We start from the raw sequence: 13,152 nt of genomic DNA on the forward strand, positions 1-13,152 counted from the left end.
CTGAATGACCAAACATAACCCGTATAATTTTTTACCTTTGCAGCCAACAGGTAGAAACGAGACCAATACTGCTAATACCTATGCTCCTGAAGATATGATTAAAATATACGAGCAGCAGTTTCTCATTCAAGTGCCAGAAGAAGAGCTAACCGAGTTTTTGCCAGCGTTAAAAGCATTTTATGATATCGATAACCATACCTTAGATGTCAGTGCTATTATTTTTGATGCAATCGCAGACTCTGCTATCATTTATAATCATAAAATCAAAGTCGGTAACTATCAAATATTAGGTGAGTTGATAGAAGAGGCGATTGAATATGATGAAGACAACAAAAGTGATGAAAGCGCGGAAAATGAAGAGATTCAAGCCTATACATTAGAGTGCCAACGTACTTTCTTCATTAATGACGTAGAAATACCTTATCATTTCAATCTGTTCATTTATGGTGATGGTTATTCTACTTTAACCAAAAAAAGAAACTGTACTAGAAAAAAATGTACTGGTTTGTCAGAGGTAGATTTGAAGAGGATTTGCTAGATGACGCTGAAGATAACGACAGCTTAGAATCGATTAATGCGCAACTGGCCAGTTTAGGTATTCGTGAAATGGATCTAACGACTGTAGATGAGATAATTAGCTATGTAGAAGGCAGTATCATTGACGATCCCATGGTGGACGAGCTTAATAAACTGTTGGATGATGCTGAGTAGTGAGTAGTGAGTAGTGAGTAGTGAGTAGTGAGTAGTGAGTAATCAGCAAAAGAACAGATTTGAAAAATTATATAGCTGAAAAACTAGAAAAAAAGCCCCACTGCTCGTATGATGAATGGTGAGGCTTTTTAAATTTACAACCTCATAAATAAGTTCTTTCGACATCATCCAAAATTACATGACGCGATACATTTCTAGGTTTTTACCCATCTCTCCTCAAAGGGTCAGTCGATTTCATATATAATGTGAGCTATTTCGTTATTGTTGATCCATTCAATTTAGGCTTTTTTCTTAGCAAAAAAAACGCTTCTTATCAGGTAAAACGGTGCTTTATGTTCAACGCTTCCTCGACTCGTTTAAATAAATACATCAGCGAAAGTGGTATTTGCTCTAGGCGAGACGCTGACCGCTTTATTGAACAAGGTAATGTATACATCAATGGCAAACGTGCGTCGGTCGGTGATCAGGTGGTCGCTGGTGATGCGGTAAAAGTCAACGGGCAGCTTATTGAGCCACGAGAGCCTGATGATTTTATTTTTATTGCATTAAATAAGCCAGTGGGCATTGTGAGCACCACGGAAAGCTCTGAGAAGAATAATATTGTCGATTTTGTGCGACATAGTTTGCGTATTTTTCCGATAGGCCGTTTGGACAAAGATTCTCAAGGTTTGATCTTTTTGACTAATAACGGTGATTTGGTCAATAAGGTACTACGTGCTGGCAATAATCACGAGAAAGAGTATCTAGTTACAGTAAATAAGCCGTTAACTGATAGTGTTATCGAAGGTTTGGCGGGCGGTGTGCCGATGCTTGGCAAGATGACCAAAAAATGCCCAGTGACTAAAGTAGCGCCTAATATATTTAACATCACGCTCGTTCAAGGTTTAAACCGTCAAATTCGCCGTATGTGTGAGCACTTTGGCTACGAGGTCGTCAAGCTTGAACGTACGCGGATTATGAATGTAAGTCTCAAAGGTCTTCCCGTTGGTGACTGGCGAGACTTAACCCCAAAAGAGCTGTCTGTGTTGCTTAAATCTGTAGAAGATTCCTCTTCGCAAGATAATCACTCAAACAAGAAATCCCGCAATGCGCCACGAAAGAAACCTCGTGCGGACGCTTCATCAAAGTCAAAACCATCTACAAAATCAGCAGGTGCAGCAAAGGGGCGTAACAAATACGCCAAAGATGATGCTAGAAAACCAGCAGGTTCTAAAGGTAGGGATGGACGTCCTACTGGTCGTGGTAAGCCGTCAGGGGGTAATGGTAAGTCTGGAGGCAGTGGCAAACCTGCTACCAATGGCAGGCGTCCTTCAAAGGGACGCGGCTCTTCACGGTAATGATTTTTCACAATGTGACGGCTATATTTATTGCTGAAATAGCCGTAAGCTAAATAACTTTAGTCTTAATGAGATCATATTATGTTTAAAATAAAAGTAGAGCGCATTGTCAAAAAAACCGATTGATGAGGTATTTGAAGCACTGAGTGATCATGCCAGTTATGGCTCATTTAAAGCGGTGGGGGTTGCTAAGTTAGTAGCCGAAGGTAACGAAGAGCGCAATGGCGTCGGGGCTTTACGTAGCATTCAAACGGGACCCGTTAAGTTCTGGGAGCGGATTACAGCGTTTGAACGTCCTACTCATATGCAATACCAAATCGAAAAATCTAAGCCTATCAAAATGCAGCATGATAAAGGCATCATTGATTTAAAAGACTTGGGCGATGGCACCACACACGTGACTTGGGTGTCTGAGGGTCGATTGACGGTACCATTGCCATTAGTCGGTCGCCTGTTTGACCGTCAAATGCAGAAACAAGGAACCATAGGGTTTAGTAGCATACTCAAATCTATAGAAAGCCGCTAATCTAGCGGCAATGTTGGATTTTCTGATATCACTCTCTAGTGATGGCTTATTTTATTTGAGCTATCACTGTCAGTTTTAATCCGTTTTATTCTTAGCAGCTTCAATCTCGTTAAAACGCGCTAACTGCTCTGGCGTTGCTTTCTGTTGATACTTCTGTTTCCATTCAGCATAAGGCATGCCATAAACAAGCTCGCGCGCATCCTCGTATTCGATTTCAATACCACGCTCTTCACCAGCCGCTTTATACCATTTGGATAAACAGTTACGACAAAAGTCAGCAAGGTTCATCAGTTCAATATTTTGTACATCTTTACGCTCGTCTAAATGAGCTAGTAAGCGACGAAATGCTGCTGCTTCTAATTCAATATTTGATTCTAATTTTGCCATAATATTTTCCTAATTGTAATTGAGCTACTTCTAAACCAACATGATACTAACGACATAAATATTGCGCAACCGATGTTGTTCTATATTAAAAACGCGTACAACAAACTCAAGCATAGTAATAATTTATCATCTTAAAATTTCCTAATCATAATATTAAACCATGCTTTATTTCTATATATTCTGTCGTCAAGAATGAGTCAGTTTTTCCTTTGGTTTTCGTACTATAGCGTTGCTTTTTTTAGTCATACTAAACGCTTCAGCAAGTCGTTAGTTTATAAATTCTATCTATATGGTTTCTTCAGCATAGCTAAACATCATGCAATGGTGAAAAGATTATTCGCCGATTCTTTTGCCAAAAAACAGGTGCTCTTTAGTACCTGTTTTTTATCAGTGGCAGTTTTAGTAATTTGTATCGCCTGTTGTGAAGCTGAATGACTTCCTTTGCAAAGTCTTGTCATTGACCAATAAGTCAAAGCTTACTGTGTACTTGGTATTAGCATAAAGACCACAGTTTGTTTTAGAAGAGGTAACGCCACAACTATTCAAGCTATCGGTAATCGGTAAAATGAACGCTTTGTTCTCTGGAAGATCGTATACCGTGCCTTTTTGAGGATCATTTTCATCGTCAATCAAATCAATAGGCACATCAGTCTTCCGAACGGTGTCATAAAACTTAATATTACTAACTTTGATTTTGTCTGCTTCTGGAGCGAATATATAAATTGGTTGCCCAATAGGGTCTGTACGCAAGTTACGACCTGTACCTGCTACTGGACTTGGGGATTCAGTCCATAACGCTGTAGAGGTGTCTATAACACCCTCACAAGGATATGTTATTAACCCACTTTTAGGGTAGTTTGTATTGGCTGTTGTTCCAGATGAACTATTGACTAATATAAATCCATTATTCAAAGCCGGACTTTTTCCAAATGGCGTATAAGTGATAACACTTGTGCCTGTCTTATCAAAGCTCGGGTTAACGAGCGATTGCAAGTGATAAGGTGCAGCAAACAAAGCCTTGATAAAGTCTTTAGCTTCTCGATTTGGCGTGTTAACCATGCCATTGGAGTTAAACGACTCTTTCTGAGTGATATTTTCAGCGATTATAAGACCTGGCGCTGTGTAACCAGCGGTTTTGATGCGCTCAGTAAGTGTACCGCCTGTAAAGTAAGGGTTAGCGTCACCTGATATTGATTCAAATCCTACCAGTTTGTGCTCGTAATGTGGGTTGTAATTTACTTTGCCATTTGAATACAAGTATTGTAAATACATCGCATGTTTGCGAGAGATGGCTGCTAATTCTTCATCATGAGAAACACCTCCAAGACCACACGATTGACGGTTAAGGCTAATCATATTAGATGCTAATAAACTAGCACCCAACTGCTCTTGGTTGCCTAAAGAGCTAATAGTCACCTGCGTATAATCCGTTTCAACTGGATCAATTGAGTCAGTAGGTTTTGGGTCAACTGGATCCGTAGGTAAGGGATCAATGGGTTTTGGATTGGTCGGCGCTGGGTCAGTTGGAGTTTCTACTACTGGCGGTGGCGTTGTCGTATTTTTATCAGCATCACTATCAGAATCACTATCAGAACCACCGCCTCCGCCACAAGCCGCAAGGAATAAACTTAGGAATACAACACTGCTTAAACCTTTGCCTGCCAAAATCTTTTTCATTATACTATCCTTAATAGAAACAGTTTTTTTCAAATTACAATTATTCAAATTCGCAGGCAATAGTTCTTGTTTGTGGTGTATAGACTGCGCCCATATCTATGATATCGCCATAACTATCAAATGGGCGACTTTTGAAATTTGGCCATATAGCATCATATTGGCGCTAGATGAGAATTTAAGGCTTTCAACGCTGCCGTGTGACTCCCTTCTATATTTGTAAATATACTGCTCTAAAGGTTGACCACGATATTTCACACCGTTCTCAAATATCACTTTGTACTCACCGAAATCACCGGACAGTTCGTTATCGTAAAAATCTCTATATTTAATCTCTTTGATCATGTCACGATATTCTAGTAACCATTCAGATCTAGGTTTGACGAAATTATCATAGCCTTTTTGACCTTGAAAACTCTCGGTAAATGCAGACAAGTTTTTCCTTACACCGTTGTAAGCTGGGTTTTCACCTGAGCAAGCATCTTCCATCCCGCCGAATAAGTAAACCATATCCTTACCTGTAATAGCATTTGATGTTTTTGTGGCAATGGTGGTAGCGGTTTTGACTTTGTTAGTAGAGTTTGCTGCTTTACTGTTGTTACCTAAGAAGGATTCATCGATACCTTTTTGTACACCTGTAGCAAAACTATCAACAAGACTCAAGGCCCCTTTCCCTACGGTACTACCTATCGTTTTGCTTTCGGCACAGCCAGATAAGGCTATAAAGCTGCTAATAACCAACACAGATAACGTATTCTTTGATTTCATAGTTCATTCCGTTAAGTTTAAAATTAAAAAAAATATTAAAGATCAAAGGTGCAAGTAATATCTTTATAGTCAGCATCTAAAGCTCTTAAGTCCATAAGGGCGCTACTATAATCAGATTCAAAGAACTTATCCAAGCTTTTGGCAATACCAACATTACTTGAAGTACCTGCATTTGCATGATCTATGATTGAGTAGATATAAAGCGGTTGATACCCTGGCTTTTGCCATTTATAAAACTGTTGTGAGAATAGCTCGTTTTCGCCCGTATCACAGTTCGATTTCACTCGGGTAAGCTCGCTGGCTCTAAATATGTCTCCGAGTTTATATACAGCACTCCCAGTCTCATCTTCCATAACCGCTTGACCTGAACCAATAGTTATTATCTCTGGCTGCTTTTTGGTACCATAAACTACCATGCCACCATAATCGTCAAGACCTCCTCTAATAGAGTAACTAGGATCCTCGGGTGAGTATTCGTTTTTGGTAGGCGCTTTGCTATACCACTCTTTAATATCAGGAGTATCTGCTAGCGATTCCCAACTCCAGTCTGTATTAGATTTCAATGCTAAATAGTCAGTAACGTTAGCAAATCTAGGAGGATTTTCGTCAATAGCTTCGATAGTTTCTATTTCTTCAGTCTCTACTACAGGTTCAGCAATAGCCGTTGAATCAGTGGCGACTACTGTCGTAGGAGCTATTTCTTCAGGAGTAGTGACCTTTGTCGTTTCCTCTACTGAAGTGGTTTCAGAACATCCCGTTATAGCCATTAAGCTACTTATTGCGAATATAGATAAAATATGATTGGCCTGCATGCAAAGTTCCTTAAAATTAAAAAGATGTTAAATAGTGATGCTAAAGACACAGATTGATAGAAGTGGTTTGGGCTGCTAAAGCAGTATCAATCTATTGACAGGCTATCTTTTTATCTGATTTATTGATGCATATTTGTTTCTGATTGATGGTCGCAACTTGGGCTGTACCCTCATTAAAGATAAAATAAGTGGCCCCCATAAAGTTAGAACTATATCGTTCGACATTACTATCAGAGTATTTAAAAGGAATCACAGTTTTATTTGCACCATTAATAAACCCCCATTTACCATCTTTTAATACCCCGGCGAGACCTTCACTAAACGGACGTATTTCATCGTATACGAAAGGTACAGCGACTTTACCAGTTTTAGTAATATAGCCCCATTTCTTACCTTTTTTTCATGCCAACTAAGCCTTGAGAAAAACCATAGACGCCGCCAAAATTACCATTTATACCGTCATACTGAGGCCTAATAACTTCCTTACCATCTTTATCAATAAAGCCCCATTTATAAGATTTTGACATTACTGGTGCCATACCTTCACTAAATGACTCTATAGAAGGATATTTATTCGTGAAGGGCATGACAATTTTGTTTGATGTATCGATAAGACCCAGTTTGCCGTTTTTAGAGACTAATATACGACCGTCAGATACGGGCTCAGACCATGACTCATCGTATTTATCATTAGGGTCTCGCATAGTATCGTAGATGGTTGGTACCACAAGCTTACCTCGGGTATTCATATAGCCGACTTTATTATTTTTCATCACTGCAAAGACGCTATTACTAATACCGTAGTAGTCTACATCGTCATAGCCTTTTGAGCTTACTAGCGCTTTGCCTTGCTCATCTAATAAGGTTCTAACACTGTAATCAGAGTTGTACCCGACAAAGTATTTGCTATCTGCGGTACAAGCAATTTCAGCATAATTTGTCTTAGGCGGTTTACAGTTATCTACGTAAGCCTGAGCAGGAAGGGTACACGTAGCAAAGGTTAGTACAGCGGCTACAGGTAGCAAACGGGTAGGGGGTAGAATCATGAATTACGTTCCTCGTAATTAAATTAAAGTTTTTATTGGACTTGATTTGTATTTGAAATTATATCGACTAATTCAGCTTCTAAATATCGATCCGACGAACGGTAGTTTCTGATAAAACCTTAGAAAATAAGGGCTTAAATCAGAAAAGGTTTAGATGACTATTCCTATTGAATGAGAATAGAGCTCTAAACAACTAAATACTTTAGAGTTTTTCTTGTAGTCTAGTTATACATTGACTCTAGTACATCTAAGGTGCTCGCATAGTCTTTACGTTTCAGCTCTTTGCCATTCTTATCAATAGTAATAGCCGTTACTTGTCCATTTTCGCCCTCTTGATAAACATCTATAGTGCCATTCTCAAAGTAGCCACCGATGACATCGGGAGAATCTCCACCTGGATCAATAAAGACGCCATCATATTTAGGTTCAATGATGACTTTGCCTAAGGTATCAACAAATCCCCACTTGGCATTTTCATAGTCGCCTTTAGCAACAGCAGCTCGTCCTTCAGAGAAATACATTGTTTGATCCCAAATTGGGGCAACGACTTCTTTACCTTTCGTATTGATGAAACCTTGCTTATCTGAATTCATTGGACTGAAGGATGCTAGGCCTTCTTTAAAGTCACCAAGGTGGCTATATTTAAACTCAAGTACCGCTTTACCAGAACGATCAATCGCACCATATTTATAGTCTTTGGATACTGTGGCAATGCCATTAATAAAGTCACTAGCGCTGTCAAAGTCAAAGGGAATTACAGTTTTGCCTTCTTTGTCCATATATCCCCATTGGTCTTTATTTAAAATAGCGACCAAGCCTTCGCTAAAGTTTCTAGCATCTAACATCCACCCATAATCTGCTTCAATATTCACTGGAATCACAAGCTCACCTGAGCTATTACTGTATCCAAGGTAATAGCCTCCGTCAGAGTCAGACTTTAGATTCTTTTTGAGTAGATAGGCCATGCCCTCATGGAACGTACCGCAGAAATCATATTCTGCTTTTACAACGATTTTACCTTCGTTGTTTTTGAACCCGCATTGTTCTGAGTACTCACCATTGGGGACTACGTATTGAACCAGTTTAGAAACAGAATCTGTGGTTGATGTCTCTTCCGTTCCTGATGCTACTTCTATATTTGGCTCTATATTTGACGCATCTTCTACGTTGGTTGATTTGATACTGATATCGTCGTTAGCATTTCTAGTATTTGGAACAGACTCGCTTTTACTACAACCAATAAATAAGAGACTTGTTATAACTGTTAAGGTAATCACCTTTTTTCGTAACATCCTAGTGGTCCTTTTTACTTTCTAATATTGTTTGTTCAAAACACAGTAATGATGTAGGAATATATGTTTTAATAAACAAATTTTTAATGAAGATACGTCAGAAATTAGAATTACTTGTTGTATGTTTTAATGAGTACTGGCCTAAAGTTCACAGTTTAGACTTCTTTCTTTAGCGTTATAGGTAGCGCCACTATTGTACATACCTCCCATACCTTCGACTTTGCGAGTTTTAAAGTTTGAGACAACTGCGGTAACGTTCGCAGATTGAGCAAAGACTAATTTTGCATGAGCGCCTTCAGTTCCCTCACGGTAGCCAATCTCTATAGCTTTTAAGGGTTGTTTTCTATAATAGGCATTCTTCAATGGCAGTGAGAAAGTTACATAGGATCCATCTGTACTTTTTATAACATTTTGAATCTGATCACGATATTCTGGTGACCATTGTGAATAAGGCTGGGCACGTGAGTTATCCATATCAATCACGGTGTCTTTAAAGGTATAATAACGATCTGAAATTTTGTTATATGGTGCGATGCTACCTTGACAACCATCTTCCATCCAACCCATTAAAAAAACGATATCTGTCGGAGGAATCGAAGCAGCATTCTGATTTTGAGACTGTACTGAAGTAGATGTGTTTATACTGGTGTTCATATCTCTAACTATGGTAGAGACGCCTTGACCAACAGATGTACTAAAATCCTTTGTTAATGTGCTTACTTCTGCACAGCCTGATAAATTTGCCATGGCTACTAAGCTAGCACTCAAAAGAAAAAAATTTGTTCTGATACATAACATATGTCCGATGAAATAAAATGGTTACATATTAGCAACAATATATTATATATACAAACATTAGTTCAATATAAAAATGAAGTTTATTTGAACGAAAACCTCAGCAAATGTAACTTAGAAAATTATTTTATAGGTAGTCAGATATACTAGCCTCTATGACAAACATATAGGCTTACCATCATGACTGCTCCTGCTCCTCTTGACCATTGTCCTTTAAAAGAAACTCCTTCTATTGCACAGGCCTGTGCAATTACCTTTCTCGGAAATGCCAGTAATAACCTGCAGCAAGACGCTTTTTTTCTTTTTAGATAATTGGTATCAAGAAGACTTAGGGGTAATGGTAGTGACACCAGTTGCATTACCATTTAGTTTAGCAGTGTCTGATGGCGTGGCAAGCTCTAATCACTCGCAGCACTGCTCAAAAGCAGTGGTAAAAGCAGTCAGACGGTTATGGGTTAATCAGAAGAGTGTTACTTCAGAGGTTATTCATCAGCTGATTAATCAAACCAAGCATTCATCTAAGCGTCATGGCGCGGCGGCAACCCTCGCGATGGTTACCTGTGAGTTAAAGGGCGATGGAACCATAAAGGCGACGATAATGCATGTAGGTGATAGCCGTGTGTACTGGCTGCCTAAAGGGACGTCACAGTGGCAGTGCCTGACTCGAGATCATAATCTATTGAATGAGCTTATTGACCAAAGGGCACAAGAGCAAGGTAGCCAAGCGAAGTTCGCTGACTATAACCGAGAAGGTATGGCAGGGAGTTTATATAGTATTACTGAATGCTTTGCATTAACGGCTGATGACAGTTATACAAGCAGTGAAGCACCAGAAGGCAACTCTTGCAACATTAAGGTTAATAGCGGCGATTGTATCTTGGTCTGTACGGATGGTATTCATGACTTGGTGCCAAGCCATGAATGGCAACTTGTCAATGATGAAACCGATTTACAAGCTTGGCTCATCTCTCTTAAGAACCAAGTTTATGATTCCGATGGCAATGCTTATGATAATGGTACCGCGATTTTGGTTCGTTTTGATTGAACCTGTATTTTAATAACGAGTTAATTACTTCATCAGTCTAATAGAGAAGATACTATGCCAGCACATCAAATTGCCAGCTATACAAAGTCAGCACGTCTATTTGCTTTATATCAAAGCCTGCCTCGGAGTGAAGCTGATGCTGTGTCATTGACAGAGCTTATGCAAAACTATGGTGATAATGATGACAATTATACAAATGAGCGTAAAAACTTAGAGAACGATTTGATTGGCCTAAATCAAATATTTAACGATATTTTCTATAGTGACGCCTTAATTCGGGTGCCAGCATGGGGCAAGAATATCAGTGGCAAGACGGCACGGTTTTATATTGACCCCAGCTTTAGCATCGATGTCATTAACGAGCAAACCGTGTTCTTTTGGGAGATGCTGGATAAATATACCGCAAACTACTTACCAGTATCTTTTAAACAAGAAATCGCAGACAAGCTCACTCAATTACGTCGACAGGACAAAGATGACTTTCATCAAAGTCCGCTAGGGCAATGGCAAGATCATCTCATCACCTTACCTAGTATCGTGCAAGCACCAACGCTTGATAGTGATGTGCTTGAAAGTATTCATCAGGCTCTGCTACAGAATCGTCAATTACGAATAAGTTATCAAAACAAATGGGAAGAAAAACCAGTTCAAAGAATGGTGTATCCCAAAGGACTGATCTTTATTGACAATATGGTCTATCTCGCAGGCTTTAATCCTACTGATGATCATATCAATGATGACGTATTGCTAGAGGAGCATCGCAACTTTGCGGTCAACCGTATTACGGAGGCAGTAGTCATAGATAAGCCAATACCTGACTGGGTAGGGCGTGACATTTTTACATTAGATAGCTTACAGGAGCTGGGCAAGCTAGAGTTTGGTAAAAATATTAAAATCAACTTGGTTTTAAAAGTACAGAAATATGCCTGTCAGCATCTTTATGAGCGTCCATTATCAATAGATCAGAAGATTACGATTATCGACGACACTTGGCGTCAAGTCAGCGCTACAGTTGCTAATACTACTCGTCTGCAAGATTGGTTGGTAAGTATGTCGCAATTGTCCGTCGTCATTGAACCATTAGAGCTAAAGGCAGTTATTCTTGAGCGTCTAGAAAGTGGAGTGCAGCTTTATAAAACCGATGAATAATTTCACTTTAAAAAGGAGCCGAGTATGACAGTAGATAGTAGTGTTAAAGATAAACAGACTCTAAAAAGCGACATTAACGAAGAACGTAATAATGAGCTTCAGATAGAGCCCATACCTTTAGCTACTTTGTATAGGCCACAATCAGATAGCTACCTCTTGTCTGAGGTTGGGTTTATCGTTATCGAAGATGGTTGGGATGAACAGTCATTGCTAAATCTACAACAACAAGTCGGTTGCACATTGTTTGCGCTACAAACCACAGATAAGCAAATTGATAGATTCGAAGTAATAGACGGGATTATTATTTGCAAAGCGGATGAAGTCGGGCAGGTAATAACTGTATTTGAATCGGTACTATCTGATCGGGGTAAGGTTGGTATAGATGTTAATGATATCAAAAGATCCTGCGGGGCTGAAAAGACTGCTAAATTTATACAAGCTAGGGTAACGGGCATACCAGATTCAGAACAAATAAAGAGTAACGTTAATCATTTGCTCAATCAAATTCCTGAAGATCTTAGTATCGAGTATATGATGCTTGATATTGAAAGCGATCATAAACTATCTCTTGATGAGTTTTTTAGTATCACAACTGCGGTTGAAAACCGAATTGCTGATGATTCAGAAGTGTTTTACGGCAATAGGATAATTGATAAACCTGACTATTGCTGGATGAAGGCGATATATGTGGCTGGTTATCATGGCAGATAGGCAAACGCTCATTAATTAAATCGTAAGGAGTGTAGAAAATGACAACGATAGATAAAGATTTATTTGATGATTTTATCCAAGCTCAAGATACTATCTATTCACAAGTGATTGAAGAGCTGACCGAAGGTCATAAGCGTACGCATTGGATGTGGTTTATTTTTCCACAGGTGAAAGGGTTAGGGCACAGTAAAATGTCTCGACGATTTGCAATAGGGAGTCTGGAGCAAGCGAAAGCGTATTTGCAGCATGAGGTGCTTGGAGCACGGCTAATAGAGTGCGCTGAATTATTGCAACTGCATCCTGATAAAAGTGCTTTAGATATCTTTGGTTCACCAGATAATCTGAAGCTGCAATCTTCGCTAACGTTGTTTGCCTTTGCCGCTGGTAATAAGTATGTATTTGAGCAGCTTTTATACCAGTTCTATGAGGGCAGTTACGATATAAGCACTATAGAAATGCTAAAGCAAATCAATGACCAGAAATATAAGTGAATGAAACCGAGTGAGATTTTAAGAGGATAGATGAGTATGAGTATCGTGCAAAGTTTGATAAATGATGTGAGCCAAAAGATTAACGCATTAGAGACAGCGCAAGCACTCTATAGCCGTCAACTTTCTCCAGACTTCAGTACTTTTGATTATATTAATACCGATGAATTAGGACTTAGTCGTATTTTGGCAGCTCTGCTTGATCCTAAAGGAAGTCATGCTCAGCAAGAAAGCTTTTTAAGGTTATTTGTTGAGCATTGTTTGCCTGTTATATATAAAGATGATAACTGGCAGGTTTTTCTTAATAACCTTGAGAAAACAGAGGTTTTTCTTGAAGAAATAACGGGGAAAAGTAATACCCAGCGTCGTATGGATATTTACTTAAGATGTCAGGTAGGTGATCACAGCTAC

Annotated in this window: 17 protein-coding genes; 9 read left to right on the forward strand and 8 right to left on the reverse strand. The window is 39.1% G+C overall.

All coding sequences use genetic code 11. The features are described 5' to 3' along the window. Positions 1 to 4: 4 nt before the first annotated feature. The 4 genes from TT11_RS09145 to TT11_RS09160 all read left to right on the forward strand — a co-directional run bounded on the left by TT11_RS09145 (position 5) and on the right by TT11_RS09160 (position 2,574). Positions 5 to 538 carry a hypothetical protein gene (locus TT11_RS09145; protein ID WP_261870142.1) on the forward strand — a complete coding sequence of 178 codons (534 nt, stop codon included), beginning with the start codon at positions 5 to 7 and terminating at the stop codon, positions 536 to 538. Then, positions 532 to 711: a hypothetical protein gene (locus tag TT11_RS09150; RefSeq protein ID WP_261870143.1), complete on the forward strand. Its 180-nt coding sequence runs from the start codon at positions 532 to 534 to the stop codon at positions 709 to 711. Before TT11_RS09145 ends, TT11_RS09150 begins: the two co-directional genes overlap by 7 nt. A gap of 332 nt (positions 712 to 1,043) precedes the next feature. After that, a complete protein-coding gene (gene rluF / locus TT11_RS09155; protein WP_261870144.1) occupies positions 1,044 to 2,048 on the forward strand; it encodes a 23S rRNA pseudouridine(2604) synthase RluF in 1,005 nt (334 codons plus the stop codon). Between the two features lie 106 nt (positions 2,049 to 2,154). Continuing rightward, positions 2,155 to 2,574: an SRPBCC family protein gene (locus TT11_RS09160; RefSeq protein WP_261870145.1), complete on the forward strand. Its 420-nt coding sequence runs from the start codon at positions 2,155 to 2,157 to the stop codon at positions 2,572 to 2,574. A gap of 75 nt (positions 2,575 to 2,649) precedes the next feature. Here the strand turns inward: TT11_RS09160 and TT11_RS09165 are convergent, their stop codons facing one another. From TT11_RS09165 to TT11_RS09195, 8 genes are all read right to left on the reverse strand, one after another. Beyond that, on the reverse strand, positions 2,650 to 2,961 hold the full coding sequence (locus TT11_RS09165; protein ID WP_261870146.1) for a DUF1244 domain-containing protein: 312 nt from the start codon (positions 2,959 to 2,961) through the stop codon (positions 2,650 to 2,652). 399 nt (positions 2,962 to 3,360) lie between these two features. Beyond that, positions 3,361 to 4,638, reverse strand: a complete 1,278-nt coding sequence (locus tag TT11_RS09170) for a CAP domain-containing protein (RefSeq protein ID WP_261870147.1) — start codon at positions 4,636 to 4,638, stop codon at positions 3,361 to 3,363. Positions 4,639 to 4,734: 96 nt separating this feature from the next. After that, positions 4,735 to 5,403 (reverse strand): hypothetical protein, encoded by a 669-nt coding sequence (locus TT11_RS09175; RefSeq protein ID WP_261870148.1) that lies wholly within the window; start codon positions 5,401 to 5,403, stop codon positions 4,735 to 4,737. A 35-nt stretch (positions 5,404 to 5,438) separates the two neighbouring features. Further along, on the reverse strand, positions 5,439 to 6,215 hold the full coding sequence (locus TT11_RS09180) for a hypothetical protein (protein WP_261870149.1): 777 nt from the start codon (positions 6,213 to 6,215) through the stop codon (positions 5,439 to 5,441). A gap of 91 nt (positions 6,216 to 6,306) precedes the next feature. Beyond that, positions 6,307 to 6,591, reverse strand: a complete 285-nt coding sequence (locus TT11_RS17265; protein ID WP_370587832.1) for a WG repeat-containing protein — start codon at positions 6,589 to 6,591, stop codon at positions 6,307 to 6,309. A 13-nt stretch (positions 6,592 to 6,604) separates the two neighbouring features. Next, positions 6,605 to 7,261, reverse strand: a complete 657-nt coding sequence (locus tag TT11_RS09185) for a WG repeat-containing protein (RefSeq protein ID WP_261870150.1) — start codon at positions 7,259 to 7,261, stop codon at positions 6,605 to 6,607. A gap of 221 nt (positions 7,262 to 7,482) precedes the next feature. Further along, entirely contained in the window at positions 7,483 to 8,553 is a 1,071-nt protein-coding gene (locus TT11_RS09190; protein WP_261870151.1) for a WG repeat-containing protein, read from the reverse strand. A 141-nt stretch (positions 8,554 to 8,694) separates the two neighbouring features. After that, positions 8,695 to 9,300 (reverse strand): hypothetical protein, encoded by a 606-nt coding sequence (locus tag TT11_RS09195; protein WP_261870152.1) that lies wholly within the window; start codon positions 9,298 to 9,300, stop codon positions 8,695 to 8,697. Between the two features lie 313 nt (positions 9,301 to 9,613). On the opposite strand from TT11_RS09195, the gene TT11_RS09200 reads away from it, so the two are divergent. The 5 genes from TT11_RS09200 to TT11_RS09220 all read left to right on the forward strand — a co-directional run. Next, on the forward strand, positions 9,614 to 10,393 hold the full coding sequence (locus tag TT11_RS09200) for a PP2C family serine/threonine-protein phosphatase (protein WP_261870153.1): 780 nt from the start codon (positions 9,614 to 9,616) through the stop codon (positions 10,391 to 10,393). Between the two features lie 54 nt (positions 10,394 to 10,447). Continuing rightward, complete coding sequence (locus TT11_RS09205; RefSeq protein ID WP_261870154.1) at positions 10,448 to 11,542, forward strand: YafY family protein; 1,095 nt, start codon at positions 10,448 to 10,450, stop codon at positions 11,540 to 11,542. A gap of 24 nt (positions 11,543 to 11,566) precedes the next feature. After that, positions 11,567 to 12,253: a hypothetical protein gene (locus TT11_RS09210; RefSeq protein ID WP_261870155.1), complete on the forward strand. Its 687-nt coding sequence runs from the start codon at positions 11,567 to 11,569 to the stop codon at positions 12,251 to 12,253. Positions 12,254 to 12,291: 38 nt separating this feature from the next. Then, the gene (locus tag TT11_RS09215; RefSeq protein ID WP_261870156.1) at positions 12,292 to 12,744 is read left to right on the forward strand and encodes a DUF1810 domain-containing protein; all 453 of its coding nucleotides are present in this window, start codon (positions 12,292 to 12,294) and stop codon (positions 12,742 to 12,744) included. A 36-nt stretch (positions 12,745 to 12,780) separates the two neighbouring features. Continuing rightward, a partial coding sequence (locus TT11_RS09220) for a PD-(D/E)XK nuclease family protein (protein WP_261870157.1) occupies positions 12,781 to 13,152 on the forward strand: 372 nt, incomplete at its 3' end.

It is taken from the genome of Psychrobacter sp. JCM 18901 (assembly GCF_000586435.1).
In the GTDB taxonomy this organism is placed as follows: Bacteria; Pseudomonadota; Gammaproteobacteria; order Pseudomonadales; family Moraxellaceae; genus Psychrobacter.

Excerpts from the sequence above, each read along its gene's own strand:
- TT11_RS09145 (WP_261870142.1), top strand. The coding sequence starts at position 5 with ATGACCAAACATAACCCGTATAATTTTTTACCTTTGCAGCCAACAGGT.
- rluF (WP_261870144.1), top strand. The coding sequence starts at position 1,044 with ATGTTCAACGCTTCCTCGACTCGTTTAAATAAATACATCAGCGAAAGT.
- TT11_RS09165 (WP_261870146.1), bottom strand. The coding sequence starts at position 2,961 with ATGGCAAAATTAGAATCAAATATTGAATTAGAAGCAGCAGCATTTCGT.
- TT11_RS09170 (WP_261870147.1), bottom strand. The coding sequence starts at position 4,638 with ATGAAAAAGATTTTGGCAGGCAAAGGTTTAAGCAGTGTTGTATTCCTA.
- TT11_RS09175 (WP_261870148.1), bottom strand. The coding sequence starts at position 5,403 with ATGAAATCAAAGAATACGTTATCTGTGTTGGTTATTAGCAGCTTTATA.
- TT11_RS09180 (WP_261870149.1), bottom strand. The coding sequence starts at position 6,215 with ATGCAGGCCAATCATATTTTATCTATATTCGCAATAAGTAGCTTAATG.
- TT11_RS09185 (WP_261870150.1), bottom strand. The coding sequence starts at position 7,261 with ATGATTCTACCCCCTACCCGTTTGCTACCTGTAGCCGCTGTACTAACC.
- TT11_RS09190 (WP_261870151.1), bottom strand. The coding sequence starts at position 8,553 with ATGTTACGAAAAAAGGTGATTACCTTAACAGTTATAACAAGTCTCTTA.
- TT11_RS09195 (WP_261870152.1), bottom strand. The coding sequence starts at position 9,300 with ATGGCAAATTTATCAGGCTGTGCAGAAGTAAGCACATTAACAAAGGAT.
- TT11_RS09200 (WP_261870153.1), top strand. The coding sequence starts at position 9,614 with ATGCCAGTAATAACCTGCAGCAAGACGCTTTTTTTCTTTTTAGATAAT.
- TT11_RS09205 (WP_261870154.1), top strand. The coding sequence starts at position 10,448 with ATGCCAGCACATCAAATTGCCAGCTATACAAAGTCAGCACGTCTATTT.
- TT11_RS09210 (WP_261870155.1), top strand. The coding sequence starts at position 11,567 with ATGACAGTAGATAGTAGTGTTAAAGATAAACAGACTCTAAAAAGCGAC.
- TT11_RS09215 (WP_261870156.1), top strand. The coding sequence starts at position 12,292 with ATGACAACGATAGATAAAGATTTATTTGATGATTTTATCCAAGCTCAA.